At 69.3% G+C, this 21,659-nt stretch carries 16 protein-coding genes and 3 rRNA genes; 10 read left to right on the top strand and 9 right to left on the bottom strand.

The genetic code is table 11. The annotated features are described in order from the left end of the window. The first annotated feature begins 364 nt into the window (after positions 1–364). From MON03_RS05785 to MON03_RS05770, 4 genes are read left to right on the top strand one after another with little or no spacing between them, the layout of a single operon-like run. Positions 365–1,204, top strand: coding sequence for an ABC transporter ATP-binding protein (locus MON03_RS05785; protein WP_242091002.1), 840 nt, complete (start codon positions 365–367; stop codon positions 1,202–1,204). After that, entirely contained in the window at positions 1,204–2,010 is an 807-nt protein-coding gene (locus MON03_RS05780; protein WP_242090999.1) for an ABC transporter permease, read from the top strand. Before MON03_RS05785 ends, MON03_RS05780 begins: the two co-directional genes overlap by 1 nt. A gap of 53 nt (positions 2,011–2,063) precedes the next feature. After that, entirely contained in the window at positions 2,064–3,263 is a 1,200-nt protein-coding gene (locus tag MON03_RS05775; RefSeq protein WP_242090997.1) for a sensor histidine kinase, read from the top strand. Beyond that, entirely contained in the window at positions 3,260–3,886 is a 627-nt protein-coding gene (locus MON03_RS05770) for a response regulator transcription factor (protein ID WP_175329564.1), read from the top strand. Before MON03_RS05775 ends, MON03_RS05770 begins: the two co-directional genes overlap by 4 nt. Before the next feature lie 93 nt (positions 3,887–3,979). Here the strand turns inward: MON03_RS05770 and rrf are convergent. The 6 genes from rrf to MON03_RS05740 all read right to left on the bottom strand — a co-directional run bounded on the left by rrf (position 3,980) and on the right by MON03_RS05740 (position 13,061). Beyond that, positions 3,980–4,096, bottom strand: a 5S ribosomal RNA gene (rrf, locus tag MON03_RS05765). Positions 4,097–4,231: 135 nt separating this feature from the next. Continuing rightward, positions 4,232–7,358 (bottom strand): 23S ribosomal RNA (locus MON03_RS05760). A 465-nt stretch (positions 7,359–7,823) separates the two neighbouring features. Beyond that, positions 7,824–9,345, bottom strand: a 16S ribosomal RNA gene (locus MON03_RS05755). Together the 16S, 23S and 5S rRNA genes form the textbook arrangement of a ribosomal RNA operon. 544 nt (positions 9,346–9,889) lie before the next feature. Beyond that, the gene (gene rlmN, locus MON03_RS05750; RefSeq protein ID WP_242090995.1) at positions 9,890–11,122 is read right to left on the bottom strand and encodes a dual-specificity RNA methyltransferase RlmN; all 1,233 of its coding nucleotides are present in this window, start codon (positions 11,120–11,122) and stop codon (positions 9,890–9,892) included. Positions 11,123–11,198: 76 nt separating this feature from the next. Then, the gene (locus MON03_RS05745) at positions 11,199–12,155 is read right to left on the bottom strand and encodes a C40 family peptidase (protein WP_242090993.1); all 957 of its coding nucleotides are present in this window, start codon (positions 12,153–12,155) and stop codon (positions 11,199–11,201) included. 189 nt (positions 12,156–12,344) lie between these two features. Next, entirely contained in the window at positions 12,345–13,061 is a 717-nt protein-coding gene (locus tag MON03_RS05740) for a pyridoxamine 5'-phosphate oxidase family protein (RefSeq protein ID WP_242090991.1), read from the bottom strand. A 21-nt stretch (positions 13,062–13,082) separates the two neighbouring features. On the opposite strand from MON03_RS05740, the gene pdxR reads away from it, so the two are divergent. Continuing rightward, a complete protein-coding gene (pdxR, locus tag MON03_RS05735) occupies positions 13,083–14,624 on the top strand; it encodes a MocR-like pyridoxine biosynthesis transcription factor PdxR (protein ID WP_242090989.1) in 1,542 nt (513 codons plus the stop codon). Positions 14,625–14,722: 98 nt separating this feature from the next. Here pdxR and MON03_RS05730 read toward each other — a convergent pair whose 3' ends face one another. The 3 genes from MON03_RS05730 to MON03_RS05720 form a co-directional block, all read right to left on the bottom strand. Then, positions 14,723–15,616, bottom strand: a complete 894-nt coding sequence (locus tag MON03_RS05730) for an alpha/beta fold hydrolase (protein WP_242090988.1) — start codon at positions 15,614–15,616, stop codon at positions 14,723–14,725. A gap of 69 nt (positions 15,617–15,685) precedes the next feature. Then, positions 15,686–16,693: a helix-turn-helix transcriptional regulator gene (locus MON03_RS05725; RefSeq protein ID WP_242090987.1), complete on the bottom strand. Its 1,008-nt coding sequence runs from the start codon at positions 16,691–16,693 to the stop codon at positions 15,686–15,688. Further along, positions 16,657–16,824, bottom strand: a complete 168-nt coding sequence (locus tag MON03_RS05720) for a hypothetical protein (RefSeq protein ID WP_242090986.1) — start codon at positions 16,822–16,824, stop codon at positions 16,657–16,659. The genes MON03_RS05725 and MON03_RS05720 overlap by 37 nt, the downstream gene beginning before the upstream one ends. A 256-nt stretch (positions 16,825–17,080) precedes the next feature. Here MON03_RS05720 and MON03_RS05715 point away from each other — a divergent pair, with 256 nt between their 5' ends. The 5 genes from MON03_RS05715 (at position 17,081) to MON03_RS05695 (ending at position 21,650) form a co-directional block, all read left to right on the top strand. Then, a complete protein-coding gene (locus MON03_RS05715; RefSeq protein ID WP_022904668.1) occupies positions 17,081–17,431 on the top strand; it encodes a GntR family transcriptional regulator in 351 nt (116 codons plus the stop codon). Next, positions 17,428–18,381 (top strand): DUF1648 domain-containing protein, encoded by a 954-nt coding sequence (locus MON03_RS05710; protein WP_188889180.1) that lies wholly within the window; start codon positions 17,428–17,430, stop codon positions 18,379–18,381. The genes MON03_RS05715 and MON03_RS05710 overlap by 4 nt, the downstream gene beginning before the upstream one ends. 85 nt (positions 18,382–18,466) lie before the next feature. Next, entirely contained in the window at positions 18,467–19,123 is a 657-nt protein-coding gene (locus MON03_RS05705; RefSeq protein WP_242090985.1) for a class I SAM-dependent methyltransferase, read from the top strand. Between the two features lie 60 nt (positions 19,124–19,183). Further along, the gene (locus tag MON03_RS05700) at positions 19,184–21,121 is read left to right on the top strand and encodes a DUF6807 family protein (protein ID WP_242090984.1); all 1,938 of its coding nucleotides are present in this window, start codon (positions 19,184–19,186) and stop codon (positions 21,119–21,121) included. Between the two features lie 49 nt (positions 21,122–21,170). Further along, positions 21,171–21,650, top strand: coding sequence for a tetratricopeptide repeat protein (locus tag MON03_RS05695; RefSeq protein WP_242090983.1), 480 nt, complete (start codon positions 21,171–21,173; stop codon positions 21,648–21,650). Positions 21,651–21,659 lie beyond the last annotated feature (9 nt).

The raw sequence follows: 21,659 nt of genomic DNA, 5'->3' as shown, positions 1-21,659 counted from the left end.
ACCACCGGGTCCCGCCCACCAGCCGGACGCAACCCGCCCACCACCGAGTCCCGCCCACCAGCCGGACGCAACCCGCCCACCACCGAGTCCCGACCACCAGCCGGGCGCAACCCGCCCACCAGCCGGGCGCAACCCGCCCACCGGCCCGGCACCGTGCCTCCAGGCCGCGCCGTGGTCCCGCATCAGCCCCCGCACCAGACCCGGCCGCCCCGCCGAACGATCGGTGGCAGTTCCGGTGCGCGATCCCCGAGTTCCGCGCACCAGAACTGCCACCGACCAGACGAAAGACCATCCTCCGATCGGAGGATGCCCCTCCACCGGACCGGCCGAACCGCCGCCGACCCCCACCCGTCAAGCTGGACCCATGCCGGACACCCCAGCCATCGAGGTCCACCACCTCGAGAAGCAGTACGCCACCGGCAAGCGCGCAGTCGACGACGTGTCCTTCACGATCGCCGCCGGCGAGACCTTCGCCCTCCTCGGCCCGAACGGCGCCGGCAAGACCACCACGGTCGAGGTCCTCGAGGGCTACCGGACCCGCACCGGCGGCGAGGTCCGCGTCCTCGGCCACGACCCGGCACGATCGAGCCGCAGCCACAACGCACGCATCGGCATCGTGCTGCAGACGAGCGCGGAGTCGCCGAACGTCACGGTGTCCGAGCAACTGCGGCACTTCGCGACGCTCTACCCGCGGCACCGCAGCGTCGAGGAACTCCTCGCCGCGACCGGCCTCGAGGCGCAGCGCAACACCCGCGTCAGCCGATTGAGCGGCGGGCAGCGCCGGCGCGTCGACGTGGCGCTGGGGATCATCGGCCGGCCGGAGGTCCTGTTCCTCGACGAGCCGACGACGGGCTTCGACCCCGAGGCCCGCCGGCAGTTCTGGGAGCTCCTCCGCCGGGTGCAGTCGGAGGGCACGACGATCCTGCTCACCACGCACTACCTCGACGAGGCAGCGCACCTCGCGGACCGGGCTGCGGTGATCGCGGACGGGAGGCTCCTCGACGTCGCGCCGATCGCCGAACTCGGCGGCGAGGCAGCACGGACGCCGCTGATCCGCTGGCGTGACGATGCGGGCACGCTGCACGAGGAACGCACGCACCACACGACGCAGTGGATCCGGAGCACCTCGGAGCCGATGCACGACCTCGAGGTCATCCGCCCGTCCCTCGAGGACGTCTACCTCGACATGGTCGGGACCCGCTGATGGGCACCGCGATCATCGGGCTGCACCGCGTCGGATACGAACTGCGCTCGTACTTCCGCGCGACGGACGCAGTCTTCTTCACCTTCCTCTTCCCGATCGTGATGCTCGCGCTCTTCTCGGTCGCGTTCAGCAGCGCGCCGGACATCCAGGCGGGCCCGGGCGTCAGCGTCGACTACGCCACGTACTACCTCCCCGGCCTCGTCGCCACCGGCCTCCTCCTCTCCGGCACCCAGGCGCTCGGGGTCGACATCGCGGGCGAGCGCAGTGACGGCACGCTGAAGCGGCTCGGTGGAACGCCGCTCCCGGTGCTGTCGTACTTCGTCGGCAAGATCGGCATGGTCCTCGTGACCTCGGTGCTGCAGACGGCGATCCTCCTCGCGGTCGCCCGACTCGTGTTCGGTGTGGACCTGCCGACGGCGGGCAGCCGCTGGTGGACCTTCGCGTGGATCATGCTCCTCGGTATCGCCACGAGCAGTGTCCTCGGGATCGCGATCTCGGCGCTCCCCCGCGAGGGCCGACGCGCCACGGCGACGATCGTCCCCGTGGTCCTCGTCCTCCAGTTCATCTCCGGCGTGTACCTCCCCTTCACGCAGCTGCCGGACTGGCTCCAGGACGTCGCAAGTGCGTTCCCGCTGCGCTGGATGGCGTCGGGCATGCGGTCCGTGTTCCTGCCGTCGCAGTTCGCATCGGCCGAGCCGGGAGGCGCGTGGCACCTCGGTTGGGGAGCACTCATCCTGGCAGCATGGCTGGTCGCGGGCGTCGTCGTGTGCCTCCTGACGTTCCGGTGGAACCGCAAGGACGCCTGATGCCGCCTGTGGAGAACTCCCCCCGGGCGGCCGGCCGGTGGGATGCTGGGGCGATGGACCGGATCACGACGCACCGCAACTGGGGCCTGCACGTGGCCGTCGGTGCGACGCTCGCGCTCGTCGCGGTCCTCGCCGTGCTCGGGTGGTCCCCGTGGCCGACCCGCTGGCCGGCCTTCGCGATGCTCGCCGTCCTGGCCCTCGCCTACGCCGGGTTCGGGTGGCGCGGGTACGAGGACCGCCGGGCCGCCACCGCCTTCGTCCCGCTCCTGGTCGTGGCCGCGCTCGTCCTCCCGGCCACCGTCCCGAGCACCGCGTTCGTGCAGTGCATCCTGTTCCCGGTCGCCTGGTGCCAGATCGAGCGTGTCCGGACCTCGCTCCTGGTCTCGCTGGCGATCGGCGTCGCGGCCGGTGTCGGCCTGCAGATCGCGTCGGGGCCGTCCGCCCTCGTCAGCACCGTCCTCATCGAGGGCGTCAGCATCGCAGGCGCCTGCGCCCTCGGGCTCTGGATCACCCGCATCGCCCGGCTGTCCGACGAACGGCGCCAGCTCATCGAGGAGCTCCGCGCCACGCAGGACTCCCTCGCCAAAGCGCACCGCCGCGCCGGGGTGACGAGCGAACGCGAACGCCTCGCCCGCGAGCTGCACGACACCGTCGCCCAGAACCTCGCCGGCATCGTCATGCTCACCGAACGTGCACGGGGCGACCTCGCCGCCGACCGGGTCGATCGGCTCGATGAACGCCTCACGATCCTCGAGGAATCGGCCCGCGCCGCGCTCGAGGAGTCCCGTACCCTCGTCGCGGCCGGCTCAGCCGGGATCGCCGGCGACGGCCTCGGCGCCGCACTCCACCGCCTCGGCGAACGCTTCGCCCGTGAGACCGGCATCCCGGTCTCGGTCGACGCCCCGGACTGCGCCCTCGACCGCGACACACAGGTGGTGCTGTTGCGCACCGGCCAGGAGGCACTGGCCAACGTCCGCGCGCACGCCGACGCCGCCTCGGTGCACGTCCGCCTGCAGGTGGCGGCCGAGCAGGTCAGCCTGCGGATCAGCGACGACGGCGTCGGCTTCGACTCCGCGGTCCCGACCGCGGGTCACGGGCTGCGCGGCCTCCGCGAGCGGCTCGCCCTCGCGGGCGGCACCTGCACCATCACCTCGAGCCCGGGGCGCGGCACGGTCGTGGCGGTCGCCCTGCCGACCACGCCCGATCCGGCGACCCAGCGCAGCGCCGCTCCCCTGTCCGGAGCAAACCGGTGATCCGCGTCGTCGTCGCCGACGACCACCCGATCGTCCGCAGCGGCATCGTCGCGCTCCTCCAAGAGGCCGATGACGTCGAGGTCGTGGGTCAGGCGACTGACGGCGAAGCTGCCGTCGCGATCACGCTCGCAGAACGCCCCGACGTCGTACTGATGGACCTCCGGATGCCGGGCCTGAACGGCGACGCCGCCACCGCCCGCATCCTCGCCCGAGAGCCCGGCATCCGGGTGCTCATCCTCACCACGTACGAGTCCGACGACCAGATCCTCGCCGCGATCGAAGCCGGCGCCGCAGGCTACCTGCTGAAGGCCGCACCCGAGTCCGAGATCCTCGCCGGCGTGCGTGCCACAGCCCGCGGCGAGACCGCGCTCGCGCCGTCCGCGATGGCGGCCCTCGTCCGGCGCACCACCGGCAAGCCGATCGCCGGGCCGTCCCTCTCGCCCAGGGAGTTCGAGGTGCTCCGCCTCGTCGCGCAAGGGAACTCGAACCCTGCGATCGGCCGACAGCTCTTCCTCAGCGAGACCACCGTGAAGACGCACCTCGGGCACGTGTTCGAGAAGCTCGGCGTCAACGACCGCACGCGTGCCGTGACCCGAGCGATGGAGCTCGGCCTCCTCCCCTGACCCCACTCGGCGCGAGAGAGCGGAACCGGTCCGTGAACGCAGAAAACCCCTGACCACGTGGTGGTCAGGGGCTCCCTGGTGTTGCAACGTTGAGTCCGGCGGCGTCCTACTCTCCCACAAGGTCCCCCTTGCAGTACCATCGGCGCTGAGAGGCTTAGCTTCCGGGTTCGGAATGTGACCGGGCGTTTCCCTCTCGCTATGACCACCGGAACACCTTCGACCCAGATCCTGGATCAAAACCATTCCTTCAGATCTCGCTGAAGTATTCAGTTTCGTTCCCGATCGTCTGTCGGGAACCACAAAGTGGACGCGAGCCCGTGACACGAATGTCGCGGAAATCAGTGTGTTGTCAAGTCTTCGGCTTATTAGTACCGGTCAGCTCCACGGGTCGTTAGTCCCCGCTTCCACATCCGGCCTATCAACCCAGTAGTCTGCTGGGAGCCTCTCACACTCAAGGTGCATGGAAATCTCATCTCGAAGACGGCTTCCCGCTTAGATGCTTTCAGCGGTTATCCGGTCCGAACGTAGCTAATCAGCGGTGCCCTTGGCAGAACAACTGACACACCAGAGGTTCGTCCATCCCGGTCCTCTCGTACTAGGGATAGATCTTCTCAAATTTCCAACGCGCGCAGCGGATAGGGACCGAACTGTCTCACGACGTTCTAAACCCAGCTCGCGTACCGCTTTAATGGGCGAACAGCCCAACCCTTGGGACCTACTCCAGCCCCAGGATGCGACGAGCCGACATCGAGGTGCCAAACCATGCCGTCGATATGGACTCTTGGGCAAGATCAGCCTGTTATCCCCGAGGTACCTTTTATCCGTTGAGCGACAGCGCTTCCACAAGCCACTGCCGGATCACTAGTCCCGACTTTCGTCCCTGCTCGACCTGTCAGTCTCACAGTCAAGCTCCCTTGTGCACTTACACTCGCCACCTGATTGCCAACCAGGTTGAGGGAACCTTTGGGCGCCTCCGTTACTCTTTGGGAGGCAACCGCCCCAGTTAAACTACCCACCAGGCACTGTCCATGAACCCGATCAGGGTCCTACGTTAGACATCCAGAGTGACCAGAGTGGTATTTCAACAACGACTCCACGAACACTAGCGTGCCCGCTTCACAGTCTCCCACCTATCCTACACAAGCCACACCGAACACCAATACCAAGCTGTAGTAAAGGTCACGGGGTCTTTCCGTCCTGCTGCGCGTAACGAGCATCTTTACTCGTAGTGCAATTTCGCCGAGTTCGCGGTTGAGACAGCTGGGAAGTCGTTACGCCATTCGTGCAGGTCGGAACTTACCCGACAAGGAATTTCGCTACCTTAGGATGGTTATAGTTACCACCGCCGTTTACTGGGGCTTAAATTCAGAGCTTCGCCCAAAGGCTAACCCTTCCTCTTAACCTTCCAGCACCGGGCAGGCGTCAGTCCGTATACATCGTCTTGCGACTTCGCACGGACCTGTGTTTTTAGTAAACAGTCGCTTCCCACTGGTCTCTGCGGCCTTCACCGCTCACGGAGCAAGTCCGGTCACGGTTCCGGCCCCCCTTCTCCCGAAGTTACGGGGGCATTTTGCCGAGTTCCTTAACCACGATTCTCTCGATCTCCTTGGTATTCTCTACCTGACCACCTGAGTCGGTTTCGGGTACGGGCGGCTGCAACCTCGCGTCGATGCTTTTCTCGGCAGCATAGGATCACTGATTTCCCCTCACGGGTACGCGTCGGATCTCAGGCACACAGACGACGGATTTGCCTATCGTCAGCCCTACATCCTTACACCAGGTTCACCTTACGGATACCATCGCCTGGCTCAGCTACCTTCCTGCGTCACACCTGTTCATACGCTAGCCGCACCAGCATGGGGTCGAGCGTTAGACCGGCCCGCATCACCCCGAAGGGATCCGCTGGTCCGGGTTAGGACTCTTAGCACCACTGGATTAACTTGGGCGGTTGTTCGCCGGTACGGGAATATCAACCCGTTGTCCATCGACTACGCCTGTCGGCCTCGCCTTAGGTCCCGACTTACCCAGGGCGGATTAACCTGGCCCTGGAACCCTTGGTCTTTCGGAGGACGGGTTTCTCACCCGTCTTTCGCTACTCATGCCTGCATTCTCACTCGTGTGGCGTCCACGGCTGGATTACTCCGCCGCTTCACTCGCCACACGACGCTCTCCTACCACTCCGCACGACTGAACCACGAAGGCTTATCGAGTGTGCGAAATCTACAACTTCGGCGGTGTGCTTGAGCCCCGTTACATTGTCGGCGCGGAATCACTTGACCAGTGAGCTATTACGCACTCTTTCAAGGGTGGCTGCTTCTAAGCCAACCTCCTGGTTGTCTGTGCAACTCCACATCCTTTCCCACTTAGCACACGCTTAGGGGCCTTAGTTGGTAGTCTGGGTTGTTTCCCTCTCGACGATGAAGCTTATCCCCCACCGTCTCACTGCTGCGCTCTCACTCACCGGCATTCGGAGTTTGGCTGACGTCAGTAACCTGTTGAGGCCCATCGGCCATCCAGTAGCTCTACCTCCGGCGAGAAACACGCAACGCTGCACCTAAATGCATTTCGGAGAGAACCAGCTATCACGAAGTTTGATTGGCCTTTCACCCCTATCCACAGCTCATCCCCTCCATTTTCAACTGAAGTGGGTTCGGTCCTCCACGACGTCTTACCGTCGCTTCAACCTGGCCATGGATAGATCACTTCGCTTCGGGTCTAGGACATGCGACTCAATCGCCCTATTCAGACTCGCTTTCGCTACGGCTACCCCACACGGGTTAACCTCGCCACATATCACTAACTCGCAGGCTCATTCTTCAAAAGGCACGCCGTCACCCCTACAAGGAGGCTCCGACGGTTTGTAAGCAAACGGTTTCAGGTACTATTTCACTCCCCTCCCGGGGTACTTTTCACCTTTCCCTCACGGTACTTGTCCGCTATCGGTCATCTGGGAGTATTTAGGCTTATCAGGTGGTCCTGACAGATTCACACGGGATTTCTCGGGCCCCGTGCTACTTGGGATACACATCCGGCCATAACACCATTTCGTCTACGGGGCTGGCACCCACTACGGCCCGGCTTTCAAACCGGTTCGACTATGATGCGCTGTAACCGTCCCAGTCCGGCAGAACTGAGCGACGTGTCCCACAACCCCGACCATGCAACGCCCGCCGGCTATCACACATGATCGGTTTAGCCTCATCCGCTTTCGCTCGCCACTACTCACGGAATCACATGTTGTTTTCTCTTCCTGTGGGTACTGAGATGTTTCACTTCCCCACGTTCCCTCTACCCGCCCTATATATTCAGGCGGGAGTCACCAGGTCGACAAGTCGCCTGGCGGGGTTTCCCCATTCGGAAATCCTCGGCTCACAGCTCGATTATCAGCTCCCCGAGGCTTATCGCAGATTTCTACGTCCTTCTTCGGCTCCAGATGCCAAGGCATCCACCGTTTGCTCTTAGAAACTTGACCACAAAGATTAAAATTGCGATCGACTCGAACAACAACCAAGCCCGAAAGCTTCGCCATCGTCACGAACGATCTAAGATGCTCGCGTCCACTGTGTAGTTCTCAACATACGATCGGCACCACACTCCCCCAACACGAACCGTGTCAGCTTCATGCAGCCCACCGAAGAACCCGACCAGAACCCCCATCACAGGAACCCCAATCACGGCCCACCCCCACCAACCGGCAGGGACCCCGACCATCACAGCCGGGAAGCCTGGTCCCTCAGGACCCAACAACGTGCACCAGCCACCCCGCTCCCCCACCAACCCGTTCCTGACCCGCAAGCAGGCCGTACTAGAGTCGGCAGACGCGCCGACGACTGCACTGTCAATGTTCCACCCATGAGCTACCGGCAACCACGTTCGGGTTGCATCGGCGCCTGGACCCACCCACCCCGAAGAATGAACTGAGCCAGATGCTCCTTAGAAAGGAGGTGATCCAGCCGCACCTTCCGGTACGGCTACCTTGTTACGACTTAGTCCTAATCACCGATCCCACCTTCGACGGCTCCTTCCACAAGGGTTAGGCCACCGGCTTCGGGTGTTACCGACTTTCATGACTTGACGGGCGGTGTGTACAAGGCCCGGGAACGTATTCACCGCAGCGTTGCTGATCTGCGATTACTAGCGACTCCGACTTCATGAGGTCGAGTTGCAGACCTCAATCCGAACTGAGACCGGCTTTTTGGGATTCGCTCCACCTTACGGTATCGCAGCCCTTTGTACCGGCCATTGTAGCATGCGTGAAGCCCAAGACATAAGGGGCATGATGATTTGACGTCATCCCCACCTTCCTCCGAGTTGACCCCGGCAGTCTCCTATGAGTCCCCGCCATAACGCGCTGGCAACATAGAACGAGGGTTGCGCTCGTTGCGGGACTTAACCCAACATCTCACGACACGAGCTGACGACAACCATGCACCACCTGTACACCGACCACAAGGGGGCGACCATCTCTGGCCGTTTCCGGTGTATGTCAAGCCTTGGTAAGGTTCTTCGCGTTGCATCGAATTAATCCGCATGCTCCGCCGCTTGTGCGGGCCCCCGTCAATTCCTTTGAGTTTTAGCCTTGCGGCCGTACTCCCCAGGCGGGGCGCTTAATGCGTTAGCTACGACACAGAAACCGTGGAAAGGTCCCTACATCTAGCGCCCAACGTTTACGGCGTGGACTACCAGGGTATCTAATCCTGTTCGCTCCCCACGCTTTCGCTCCTCAGCGTCAGTTACGGCCCAGAGATCTGCCTTCGCCATCGGTGTTCCTCCTGATATCTGCGCATTCCACCGCTACACCAGGAATTCCAATCTCCCCTACCGCACTCTAGTCTGCCCGTACCCACTGCAAGCCCGAGGTTGAGCCTCGGGATTTCACAGCAGACGCGACAAACCGCCTACGAGCTCTTTACGCCCAATAATTCCGGACAACGCTTGCACCCTACGTATTACCGCGGCTGCTGGCACGTAGTTAGCCGGTGCTTTTTCTGCAGGTACCGTCACTTTCGCTTCTTCCCTACTAAAAGAGGTTTACAACCCGAAGGCCGTCATCCCTCACGCGGCGTTGCTGCATCAGGCTTTCGCCCATTGTGCAATATTCCCCACTGCTGCCTCCCGTAGGAGTCTGGGCCGTGTCTCAGTCCCAGTGTGGCCGGTCACCCTCTCAGGCCGGCTACCCGTCGTCGCCTTGGTGAGCCATTACCTCACCAACAAGCTGATAGGCCGCGAGTCCATCCCCAACCAAAAAATCTTTCCACCACCAGGCCATGCGACCAGTAGTCATATCCAGTATTAGACGTCGTTTCCAACGCTTATCCCAGAGTCAGGGGCAGGTTACTCACGTGTTACTCACCCGTTCGCCACTAATCCACCCAGCAAGCTGGGCTTCATCGTTCGACTTGCATGTGTTAAGCACGCCGCCAGCGTTCGTCCTGAGCCAGGATCAAACTCTCCGTAAAAAATTACAACCAACACCGAAGTGTCAGCGAGTTGATACTGACAAAAAGAACTGTCTACTGACAATTCTGTCTATCCAAAAGGAATTGTCTCCGGACTCACCATCAGATGAGCCACGGGGTCAATAAATTGGCATTGACAATGTGCACGCTGTTGAGTTCTCAAGGACCAGACGCACTCCCCACTCCGTCCGCAGTTCAGCGGGCATCGTCAGAGAGGCTGGTTGGTTGCCCGGGCGAGACTCGGAGGCGACCGTTCCGGCCGTTCCGTTCTCCGCCTCAGCGGCAACGAGTGATTACTCTACGCAGAGGTGAACAGCAGCGCCAACACGGGTCGCATCCCGGGCGTGTCGTACCCCGACTTCCCCGGAACCACGCGGAAGTCGGGGTACTCGAGCCGCGCCGGCGGCTGCCGGGGTGCCCCCGGGAACGACGGAAGGCTCCCCACCGGCACGGCCGAGCCGCCGCTGGCGCGTCGCCTCGGAACCGGCGGCGTGGGCCCGGGTGCGAACCCGCACCGTGCCTCCAGGCAGACCTGCCCAGCCGTCTACTCAGCCGCAGCCAACTGGCCGCACGCCCCGTCGATCTCCTTGCCGCGGGTGTCGCGGAGGGTCGTCGGGATGCCGGCGGCGTTGAGCCGACGCACGAACTCGTCCTGCACGTGCGGCTCGGACGACGTCCACACGGAGCCGGGCGTCGGGTTGAGCGGGATCGGGTTCACGTGCACCCATCCCCGCCCGCGAGCGTTGAGCTTCTCGGCGAGCAGGTCGGCACGCCAGGCGTGGTCGTTCATGTCCTTGATGAGCGCGTACTCGATCGAGACCCGCCGGCCGGTCTTCGCGTAGTACTCGTACGCGGCGTCGATGGCCTCGTCGGCCTTCCACCGCGAGTTCACCGGGATCAGCTCGTCACGGAGCTCGTCGTCGGGCGCGTGCAACGACAGCGCGAACGTGATCGGGATGTTCTCGTCGGCGAGCTTCTTGATCGCGGGGACGAGTCCGACGGTCGACACCGTGATGCCGCGGGCGCTCATGCCGAGGCCGTTCGGCTGCGGCGCGACCATTGTCCGCACGGCGTCCATCACCCGCTTGTAGTTCGCCAGCGGCTCCCCCATGCCCATGAACACGATGTTCGTGACACGTTCGGCGTCGACGCGGTCCTGCCCGCCCTTCCGCGGGTCACCGCCGAGCTCCCCTGCGGCGATCGCGGCGTTCGCCCGCACGATCTGCTCGATGATCTCGGCGGTCGACATGTTCCGGGTCAGCCCGGCCTGCCCCGTCGCGCAGAACGGGCAGTTCATCCCGCACCCGGCCTGGGACGAGACGCACAGGGTGATGCGGCCGGGGTACCGCATGAGCACCGACTCGACGAGGGCGCCGTCGTGCAGCTTCCAGAGGAACTTGATCGTGTCGCCGTTGTCGGTCGCGAGCCGCCGGGTCTCGGTGAGGAGCGGCGGGAGCATGCCCGCCACGAGGTCCTCCCGCTGAGCGGCCGGCAGGTCCGTCATCCGCGCCGGATCGGACGTGTGGTGCGTGAAGTAGTGCGTCGACAGCTGCTTGGCACGGAAGCCGGGCAGGCCGAGCTCCTTGACCTTCTCGACGCGCTCCTCGACCGTGAGATCGGCCAGGTGCACGGGCGGCTTGCCCCGCTTCGGGGACGCGAACTGCAGGAGCGGTCGGCCCTCGGTGTCGGTCTGCTGCTGCCAGCCTTCCGTGCGCGGGCGCACCTGCGGACGAGCAGAACGCTGCTCTTCGAACGGGGTGCGGGTCTCGGCGGCCATCACGCCAGTTTACGGGAGGCCTCGGACACGCGCAGGACACCGGCATCGCGCGGCCGGTGCGGGTGTTCGACGCGGGTCAGCTCCCGGCGGGCAGCAGGCGCGCGAAGTGGTGCGCGTCCGGGTACATCGGGACGATGTCGACGACCTCGCCCGGGTGCGGCGCCTGGAGCACGAGCCCCTGGCCGAGGTAGATGCCCACGTGGTCCTCGTTGTCGTACACGACGAGGTCGCCCGGCTTCGCCTCGGACTCCGGGATCGTGGTCGCGGCGGCGTCCTGCGTCGGCACGTAGTGGACGAGCGGGATGCCCACGGCCGCGTAGGCGACCATCGTCAGCCCGGAACAGTCGATGCCCGCGTGGGAGGCGCCACCCTCGACGTACGGGTCACCCAGGTACTGCAGCGCGGTGGCGAGGACGGTCGCGCGGTCGCCGCCCTCGGAGAGCGCCGCCGAGATCGCGGACTCGGCCTGGGCCGTCGTGACGCCGAAGCGGGTGACCACCGTCGGGTACGACACGACGGTCGTGGTGGTCGAGACGCCGTCGATCGCCGTCACCGGGACCTCGACGTCGTGGGCGACGGTGTAGGTCTGCAGCTCCCCCGCCGGGACGCCGGCGAGGGCGGTCTGCGAGGTCGTCGTGCCCGAGTGGGCGTCGGTGGACGGGGTCGCCGCGTCCGCGGGCACCGCGAGCGTCAGGCTCGAGGTCACGGCGAGCGCCGGGGCCAGGAGGATCGCGGCGCGCTTGGCGTTCGCGGCGCGACGGACGTGGCGCGGGTCCAGTGCGCGCTCGGCCCGGAGCGCTGCGGTGCGGGAGAGTACGGCGGAACCGGCGGCGGCCACGGGGACCGGCCGCATCGCGACCACCCGGGCCTGCTTCGCGGGCTCGACGAACGTCGATCGGGCCGCTGCGGGGCCGAGGGCCGATCGGCGGCCACGGGGACGGCGGAGCGCGGCGTCCGGGGCGGGCGTCGCGGGTGCGGGCAGCGCCTCGGCGTGCTGGCTGTCGGCTGCTGCGGGCAGAGCGTGGCGTCCCATGGTTCCTTCCGTCGCGACCTCGGGAGAGGCGGCCCGGGCCACCCGTCGGAGGGGTGACCCGAGAAAGTAACGTATTGGTCACGACGGGGCTCCTTGCTGGGCGGTTCCGGCGTGTTCCTGCGGTTGGTCACAGGAACCATCCATCCGTAGAGGGTCCTCAGATGTGCGGGACCACGTCCGACCCGGCCGTCAGACCGACGCGATCCGCATGACGGCGGCGATCCGCGCCTCCCGGTCGGCCGCCAGGCGGTCGAGTCGCGACGCGACCTGTCGGACGGACGCGTCCACCGGGCTGTCCCCCGAGATGTCCCCCGGCAGGGGTGTGCCGGCCCGGAGCGCGAGCGGGAGGACCCCGGCCCAGACCGCGTGGTCCTCGCCGTCGTCCGGCGCCTCGCCCACGCCGGCCGCGCGGACCTTGACGCTGGCGCGGTCGAGCGGGAGCTGGAGGACCTGGGTGGCACGGACCTCCTTGGCGGTCATCTCGCGCACCTCCGCGCGACGACCGGGCATGAGGTGGTCGGAGACCTGCCACAGCGCCTCGGCCCGGCGGTCCGGCGGCACGACGGTCGCGCGGCCGACGATCATTGCGCTCCGGTAGTTCGCCGAGCTGTCGAACGTGCTGCGGGCGAAGACGAGCCCGTCGACGTGGGTGACGGTCGCGGCGACCGGGACGCCCTCGGCGCCGGCGTCGAGGAACAGGCCGCCGCCGGTCGAGCCGTGGAGGAGCAGCACGGGCCCGTCGCCGAGGTCGCCGACGCCGCAGAGGAACGGCAGCACGATCGGGTGACCGTCGCGGACGATGCCGACGTGGGCGACGAGGGCCTCGGCGAGGAGGGCGTTGAGGGTCTCGGGGTCGGTGTGCTGCCGGTCGCGGAGGCGGCGGACGGTGAGGGACGGGGCGCTCATGACGCCACGCTAGGGTCGCGGGTGGACCAGGACGTGGTCCACTTCGTGGGAGGTCTGGTGGACCAGTCGGTGGGCAAGGTCGCGCAGGTCGTCGCACGGGTGCGGGGGCTGGTGGACAGCGGCGTGCTCCGTGACGGGGACCGGATGCCGTCGACGCGCGCGATGGCGGCGGAACTCGGGGTGGCGCGGGGGACGGTGGTCGCGGCGTACGACCAGTTGGACGGCGAGGGGTACATCCGGACGCGGCAGGGGGCGGCTGCGGTGGTCGTCGGCGGGGGCGGCGCCGGGACGGTTCCGTCGGCGGAGGGCAGCCGGGCCACGGGGGGCGGCCGGGCCGCGCCCGTGGGCGGCCCGGCCACGGGTCGCGGTGGCCGGGCCACGCTCGCGGGCGACCGCGCCTCGGGCGACGGCAGCACGACCGCGCCGCCTGCGATCCGCCGGGTCCCGCATCCCGGCACCGCGGTCCTCGACGCACGTCCCGGCATCCCCGCCGTGACGGCGATCTCGCAGCGCGACTGGCGTGCCGCCTGGCGGGCGGCAGCGGACGCCCCGCTGCGGAACGGCCTGTCCGACCCACTCGGGCTCCCGGAGCTCCGCACGCAGATCGCCGCCCAGCTCGGGCTCACGCGCGGCTTCTCGCCCGACCCCGAGCGCGTGGTGGTCACGGCGGGCACCTCGGACGCGATCTCCGTCGTCACCGAGGGCCTCCGCACGCTCCTCGGTCGCTCGCCCCGCGTCGCCGTCGAGGACCCCGGCTACCCCACCGGGCGTCGCGCGGTGACGTCGGCCGGCGGCACCGTGCTCGGCGTGCCGGTCGGGGCGGACGGCCTCGACCTCGACGCCCTCGCGGCGCTGCCGCCCGTGGACGCCGTGATGGTCACGCCGACGCACCAGTACCCACTCGGCTCGGTGATGCCCGTGGCCCGACGCCGGTCGCTGCTCGACTGGGCGACTCGGACGGGGACGCTCGTCCTCGAGGACGACTACGACTCCGAGTTCCGGCACCGGGGCAGTCCGGTCCCCGCCCTCGCCGCGCTCGACCGGGCCGGCTCCGTGCTGCACCTCGGCGGCTTCTCGAAGACCTTCGACCCGCGGTTGCGGTGTTCCTGGATCGTCCTGCCCGCGGCCGAGGACGACCGCTCCGCGGCGGTGCTCGCGGCGCGCCGGGCCCGCGGTCCGGTGGTCGCCGAGCCCGTGCAGGTCGCGGTGGCGCACCTCCTGCGGTCCGGCGCGCTCCGGCGTCACCTCGGCCGGGTCCGCCGGGACGCCGCACACCGGCGGGAGCAGGTCCTCGCCCGGGTGGGCGCCTCCGGGGACGCCGGCCTGGAGGCCCGTGCCCTGGACGGCGGGCTGCACGCGGTGGTCACGTGGCCGGGTCCGGCGACGGGGCACGCGGTGGTCGACGGGATGGCGGCGCTCGGGGTCCTCGTGGCGGCGCTCGACGACTACGGCGTCCGGCCCGGCAGCCTGCCGACGGGGGTCGTGCTCGGGTACGGGGCGCTCACGTCGATCGAGCTCGACCGCGTGCTCGGCCTGCTCGTGTCGGCGATCGCGGCGGGCTGAGCGCGGCCAGGGACGACCGGCCTGTGCGGCCGCGGCGGCTGAGGCGGAGCGCGGCGGGGGTGCCGGCGGTCGGACCGCGGCTTCGAGAGGCGACGGCGTCAGCGCCGCAGGTGCGCCCGGACCCGCTCCTGGACGGCCGCGGCGTCGTGGTGGTCCCACACCGCGAAGTGGGTCCCGCCCGGCAGCCGCACGAGCTCGGCGCCGGGGATCTCACGCTCCGCCCGCTCGCTGTGCTCGGGGAGGACGTCGGTGTCCGCGTCACCGTGGACGAGGAGCGTCGGCGTCTGCACCGACCCGAGGTCGAGCGTCGTGATCGCACCGAGGTTCTCGACGTCGTTCCGCCACCCGTCGCGGTGCGGACCCGAGCTGTTGCCCGTGGCGGCGAGGTCGAGGACGAACCGCCGACGGACGGGGTCCGCCATGACGTCGCGGACGTGCGCGTCGAGGGCGTCACCCCGCAGCGAGCTGACGCCCGCGACGGCCGAACGGACGACAGCGGCCGGGGCGACACGGGCGGCCAGCGCGGAGATCGCGGCGCCGGGCCGGGTCTGCGTGACGAACCACTCGGCCGGGGTCGCCCGCGGCGGCGCCCACCGCGCGGAGAGACCCGCAGCGACGACGAGCGACGAGACCCGCTCGGGGTGCTGGATCGCGAGCCGGTAGGCGCTGGGCCCGCCGCCCGACCACGCGAGCACGCCGACGCGCTCGATGCCGAGCCGGTCGAGCAGCGCGACCGCCCGGTCGGCATCGTCGTCGAGGCTGCTGCGGCCGTGCCGGACCGGCGTGCCGAGGTACCCGGGACGGGAGACCGTCACGACCCGGAAGCCGTCGGACGGCAGGAAGCGGGCCATGACGTCCGCGGTGTCCACCCCACCGGGGGTGCCGTGCAGGACCAGCACCGGCTGCCCCTCGCCGCGCACGCGGACGATATCGCGCCGCAAGCCCCGCACGGAGCCGCTCGAAGTCGGTCCGGGGCGGGTGTCGGGCTGCATGCCTCGACGCTAGCCGCGCTCCCCCATCAGTGCGCTCGGGATCTGCGGAGAGGACGCACTGGAAGACGGTCAGCGGACGACGGTCCGACCTCGCAGCCGCAGGGTCTCGGCCGGGTACTCCCCGAACTCCTCGTGGTACGCCCCGGAGAACCGCCCCATGTGCTTGAACCCGCAGGACAGCGCCACCGCGCCCACCGAGGAGACGTCGGGGTCCGCGAGCTGCAGGCCGAGCCGCGCCTTCTCGAGGCGTATCTCCCGGAGGAACGCCATCGGGGTGAGTCCCTCGTGCCGCTGGAAACCCTCCTGGAGGGTCCGGACGCTGACCCCTGCCGCCTCGGCGATCTCCGGCACGGTGAGCGCTCGGTCGAACCGCGCGTGCATGAAGGTCTTGGCGCGCTGCACGCCGTTGGCGTGCGGGCCCGCCACGTGGCCGTCCGGCATGGGCTCGAACGCGGCGAGCACCGCCTCCGCGAGCATCAGGTCGAGGGCGTCCCGGGTCTCACCGACCGTGGACCGGTCGAACAACGCCGGCGCGACGGCCCGGACGACCTCCTGCAGCGGGCCGAGCCGATCCGGTTCGACGACGATCGGCAGGTTGAGCGGGCGCGGCGCGGCGTCGGAGTCCTTCGTCGCGACCGCTTCGAGGAAGTCCGCGGTGAAGTGCACGAAGTGGTGCGTGCCGGGGACGGCGTCGATCGCGAACTCCCGTCCGGCGGGGAAGGCCACCGGGACGGCGGGCCGCATCGTGACGGAGTCGGGCCGATCGGCGTCGATCACCGTCCCACCGTCCACGGCCCACAGGAGGACGTACTGGCGTTCGGGCTGCAGGATGCCGGTCAACCGCGAGGTCGACGACGCCGTCCGGAGGCTCACCCGCCCGTCGCTCATCGTCCGGTAGCGCAACCCGAACCCGCTGTGGTCGTCGAAGCGCAGGTCGCGGCCGTTGTGGACCTCGCGCATGAGCACCACGGCTTCGTGCGGGTCGGTGACCGTGCGGACGACCTCTTCTGCCGAATGACGACGGGTCCGGGCCGCGCCGTTCACCGGGTCCTCGATCCGCTCGTCGCCTCGGGCCACCGCAGGTCGGCCAGCGACGGCGTGGGCAGGGTCTCCTCGACCGCCCAACCGCGACGAGCGGCCTTCCGGAGGCTCCGGTAGGTGGTGATGCGGGCCGGCTGGACCGCGTCGTCCGACTCGTACTTGGTCATGGTGTGCTCCCTGAATCCACATCATGGTGCCCGTGCACGTCGCACCACTTGGTCGATTCACGCACTTGCTGGACACAGAACGGACTAGTTGCTATTTCGGACGCTACGCGCGCGGCGGAGGTCGCACACGGACCGAGCACTCAGGCAGACGCGATCCGCGCCATCCGGATGGGGCCGGCCTGGAGGCACGCCGCCGGTCCGCCGCCCACGTCCTCCCCGGCGTGCGCTCGACGGATTGTTTGCATAGAATACGAACATGTTGATCACCGTCGATCCCGCGGCCCGGGTGTCCCTCGCGGAGCAGGTCGCGGCCCAGGTGCGTGTCGCGATCGCCCGTGGCGATCTCGCAGCCGGTGACCGGTTGCCGTCGGCTCGGGACCTCGCCGCGTCGATCGACGTCAACATGCACACGGTGCTCCGTGCCTACGCGCGACTGCAGGAGGACGGGCTCATCGAGCTGCGACGGGGGCGTGGCGCGACGGTGCTCCGCTCCGGGAACGCCTCGTTCGACCGACTCCGCAGCCTCGTCGGGGAGCTGCGTGACCAGGCGGACGCCCTCGGGGTGCCGCTCGACCAACTGATGACGATGCTCCAGGGGGCACGATGACGACCGCACGGACGACCACGGGCATGCGACTCGCGGCGATGGCACCGAGCACGGTGGCGCTCGGCGCCCTGGCAGTGGCCGGGGCGGTGACGGCGCCGCAGCTGCCGAGCCTGGTGGCGACGCACTTCGGCGCGGACGGACGGGCCGACGGGTTCGGCTCACCGTGGCCGTTCTTCTGGATCGCCCTGGCGGTGTGTGCGGCGTCGACGCTCACCACCGTCCTGGCGCTGCGGTCGCGGGATCGCCGGACCGGAGCGCTGCTGGTCTTGGTCGCTTCGTTGCTCGGGCCGGTCCTCGCGACGGCCTGGATCGTGACGGGCACGCTCGCACTGACCGGAGCGGACCGCTTCTCGCCGTGGTGGACGCTGCTGTTCCTCGCGGTCGGCGTCGCCGCGGCGGCGATCTCCGTCCCGCCGGTCTGGCGCTCGGCACCGCCCGTCCCCGTCCGGTCGGCTCCGTCGCTCGACGTCGCGTCGGGAGCCCGGGTCGCATGGCGCTCGCACGTCGGCAGCACGTGGTTCATCGTGATGGGCATCGCGGTGATCGTGCTCGGCGTCGTCACTGCCGTGTGGACAACAGTGACGAGCAGCGGCTCCGCCGTGGTCTCCGGCGCGGTGCTCCTCGTGGCGGGCCTGGCCGTGCTGGTGCTCGCACGCGTCGAGGTCACGGTGGACCGCCGCGGCCTCCGCGTCACCTCGACGGGGACCCGCATCCCGATCATGCGCGTGCCGCTCGAGCGCATCGAGTCGTGCGGGTGGGGGGAGGTCTCCCCGGGCGAGTGGGGCGGCTGGGGCTACCGCATCTCGGGGCGGGGCATCGCGTACGTCACCCGCTCCGGGCCCGGGATCGTGGTCCGGTTGCGGGGTGGCAGCGCCCGCGTGGTCACGGTCGCGGACGCCGAGCGCGGGGCGGCGGCGCTCGGGGCGCTGCTCGCGGAAACGCCAGCCTGACGACGGTACGCGTCCTCGGCCGGCCCGGTTGCCGTTCCGGCAACGGTCCTTGCCCGGCACCGGTCCCACCGGGTGGAGTGGTGTCGTGCACGAACACGACCTGACGAACACCCGCACCTCCGGTGCCGACGCCCGCTCCTGGTGGGAGGCGCGGTACGCCGAGCGCGACGGTGTCTGGTCGGGCCGGGTCAACGCGGTCCTGGCCACCGTGGCGGCGGGAGTCCCCGTCGGTCGGGCGCTCGACCTCGGCTGCGGCGAGGGCGGCGACGTCGTGTGGCTCGCCGAGCACGGGTGGACGGCCCTCGGGATCGACCTGTCGGTGACGGCGCTCACCCGCGCGTCGGCGGCGGCGGTCGGTGCCGGGGTCGAGGAGCGCACGGCGTTCGTCGCGGCGGACCTCGCCTCGTGGGACACGAGCGCGCGGTTCGACCTCGTGACGGCGTCGTTCCTGCAGTCGTGGCCGGTCGAGATCCCGCGCGCCGACATCCTCCGCGCGGCGGCCGGCTTCGTGGCGCCCGGCGGCCACCTCCTCGTCACCGCGCACGCCGCTCCTCCGCACGGCGGGGTGTCCGAGGAGATGCGCGCGTACCGGTTCCCGACGCCGGAGGACGACCTGGCGGCGCTGCGGCTCGACGCCGGCTGGGACGTGCTCGAGGCGGCCAGGCGCCCCCGCACCGCGACCGGACCGGACGGGCACGAGCACCACACCGTCGACAGCGTCGTGCTCGTCCGCCGCCACTGACGGGCTGCGCCGGAGTGGGGGCCCGCGGCGCGACCGCGTGCGCGGCGTACCGTGAGCGGCGTGAGCAGTGACGCACCGCGGCCGGCGGGGCGGACCGGCACCGGGCCTCCCGGCATCGTCCTGGTCGGCGCCCGCGGGCACGGACTGCACCACCGGGCCACCATCGCCCAGCTGGCGGCCGACGGCCGCTGCGTGCTCACCGCCGTCGTCGACCCCGCCCTGGTGACGGAAACCGACGGGGGCGTCCCCGTCGTCGCGGACGTGACGGCAGCGCGCGCACTCGGCCCGGTCGACGTCGTCGTGGTCGCCGCTCCGATCGGAACGCACCTCCCGCTCACGCTCGCGGCCCTCGAAGCCGGTGCCGACGTGCTGCTCGAGCAGCCTCCGGTGACGACGCGTGCGCACCTGCGCCTGCTCCTCGAGGCCGAGCGCCGGACCGGCCGCGTCGTGCAGGTCGGGTTCGAGAGCCTCGGGTCGGCGGCGCTGCCGGCGCTGCGGGACGGGTCGGTCGTCGGCCCGGTGCGGTCGGCGGCCGCGGTCGGGACCTGGACCCGCGACCAGGCCTCCTGGTCGCGCTCGGGGTGGGCGGGCCGACGGCGTGTCGCGGGTGTCGACGTCCTCGACGGTGTCGTGACGAACCCGTTCGCGCACGCCGTCGCGACCGCGCTCGCGCTGGTCGGCTGCCGTCAGGCTGCCGACGTCGCACGCGTCGAGGTCGAGCTGTACCGCGCGGCCCCCATCGACGGTGACGACACCTCGGCAGTCCGCGTCACGACGACCGCGGGCCGGGAGGCGACCGCGGCCCTCACGCTCTGCGCGTCGACCGAGGCGCTGCCGACCGTCCGCGTCACCGGGACGACCGGCCGAGCGGTCCTCGGGTACACGACCGACGAGGTCACGGTGGACGGCACGACCACCACGTTCGAGCGGACCGGGCTGCTGGAGAACCTGCTCGACCACCGCGCCTCCGGTGCCGCACTCCTCGTGCCGCTCGCGTCGACGGGGGCGTTCGTCGAGGTGCTCGAGGCCGTGCGGGCAACCGAGCCCGTGCAGGTCGACCACCCGTGGGTGCGGTGGGAGGGCGACGGACCGACCAGGCGTCCGGTCGTCGCGGACGTCGAGGGGGTCGTCGACCGGGCGGCCGACCGGCTCGCGCTGTTCTCCGAGGTGGGGGCTCCGTGGGCACACACCGCGCGGGACGACGTGCTCGCGACGCTCCGCGTGGACGGCGGAGCGGTCGCGACGGTCCTCGACGGCTCGGGGACCGTCCCGACGTCGTCACCACGGCCGTACCTCCACCCGGTGCGCACGCGTGCGGGCGTGACGGTGTCGGCGCACCACCCCGGCGACCACGACTGGCACTCCGGGCTCGGGATCGCGATCCCGGACATCGACGGCGTGAACTGCTGGGGCGGCCCGACCTACGTGCACGGCGACGGGTACGTGTGGCGGGACGACCACGGCCGGGTCGATGTCGTGCAGGCAGTGCAGCGGACCAGCACCCTCGGGCAGGAGCTCGTGTGGCGCGGCCCGGACGGCGCGGTCGTCCTACACGAGGACCGGACGATCGCCTGGGCCGGGGATGGCGACGGCGACGGCGACGGGTGGACGCTCGACTGGTCGTCGTCGTTCCGGGCGCCGGGGTCCTCCCCCGTGCGGCTCGGCGGCCCCGGGTCGAACGGTCGGGTCGGGGCCGGGTACGGCGGGCTGTCCTGGCGGTTCCCGCCCTGCGACGCGGTGTCGGTGCGGACCCCCGACGCCGTCGGCGAGGAGGCCGTGCACGGGTCGGTGGCACCGTGGGTCGAGTGGGCGGCCGACTTCGACGGCGGGTCGGCGACGGTCCGCGTGACGGCGCTCGGCCACCGTGACCCGTGGTTCGTCCGGGTCGGGGAGTACCCCGCGATCGGGTCCGCCCTGGCATGGCGCTCCCCCGTGGTCGTGCGGCCGGACGTCCCGTCGGTGCGGTCCTTCCGCATCTCGGTGCGGGACGGGCGGTGACGGGTCGGCCGTGATCCGGCGGCCGCCTCGGGTTCGCTACGGTCGTGGCATGGACACCGCGGACTGGGAGCACGACGTCGCCGAGACATGGGCGGCGGACCTCGACGACGATGCACTGGTGGAGCGGATGCGGTCCCTCGCTGCCCGTGCTCCACACCCTGCGCTCGGGGCCTTCGAACTCGGCGGCGCGTACGACTCCACCGGGAACGAGGCGGCGGCGGACGAGGAGTACGCCGCCGCCACCCGGGCGGGCCTCGCCGAGGTCGACCCCGACCGTGCTGCGCAGATGGTGGTGCAGCACGCCTCGACCCTGCGGAACCTCGACCGGGTCGACGAGGCGATCGCGATGCTGCGGGACGCCCCCGAGCACCCTGCCACCGGTGCGGCGCCGAGGGTCTTCCTCGCGCTCGCCCTGCACAGCGCCAGGCGCACCGACGAGGCCCTGCGGGTGGCGATCGAGGCCCTCGAACCGACGCTGCCTCGGTACCACCGGTCGGTCCGGGCGTACGCGGCGGCGCTGACCGGCTGACGCCCGGGG

This window comes from Curtobacterium sp. DN_7.5, assembly GCF_022655355.1.
Taxonomy (GTDB): domain Bacteria; phylum Actinomycetota; class Actinomycetes; order Actinomycetales; family Microbacteriaceae; genus Curtobacterium; species Curtobacterium luteum.
Note: the sequence above shows the minus strand (reverse complement) of the source record. Positions and strands in the feature narration are given on the sequence as shown.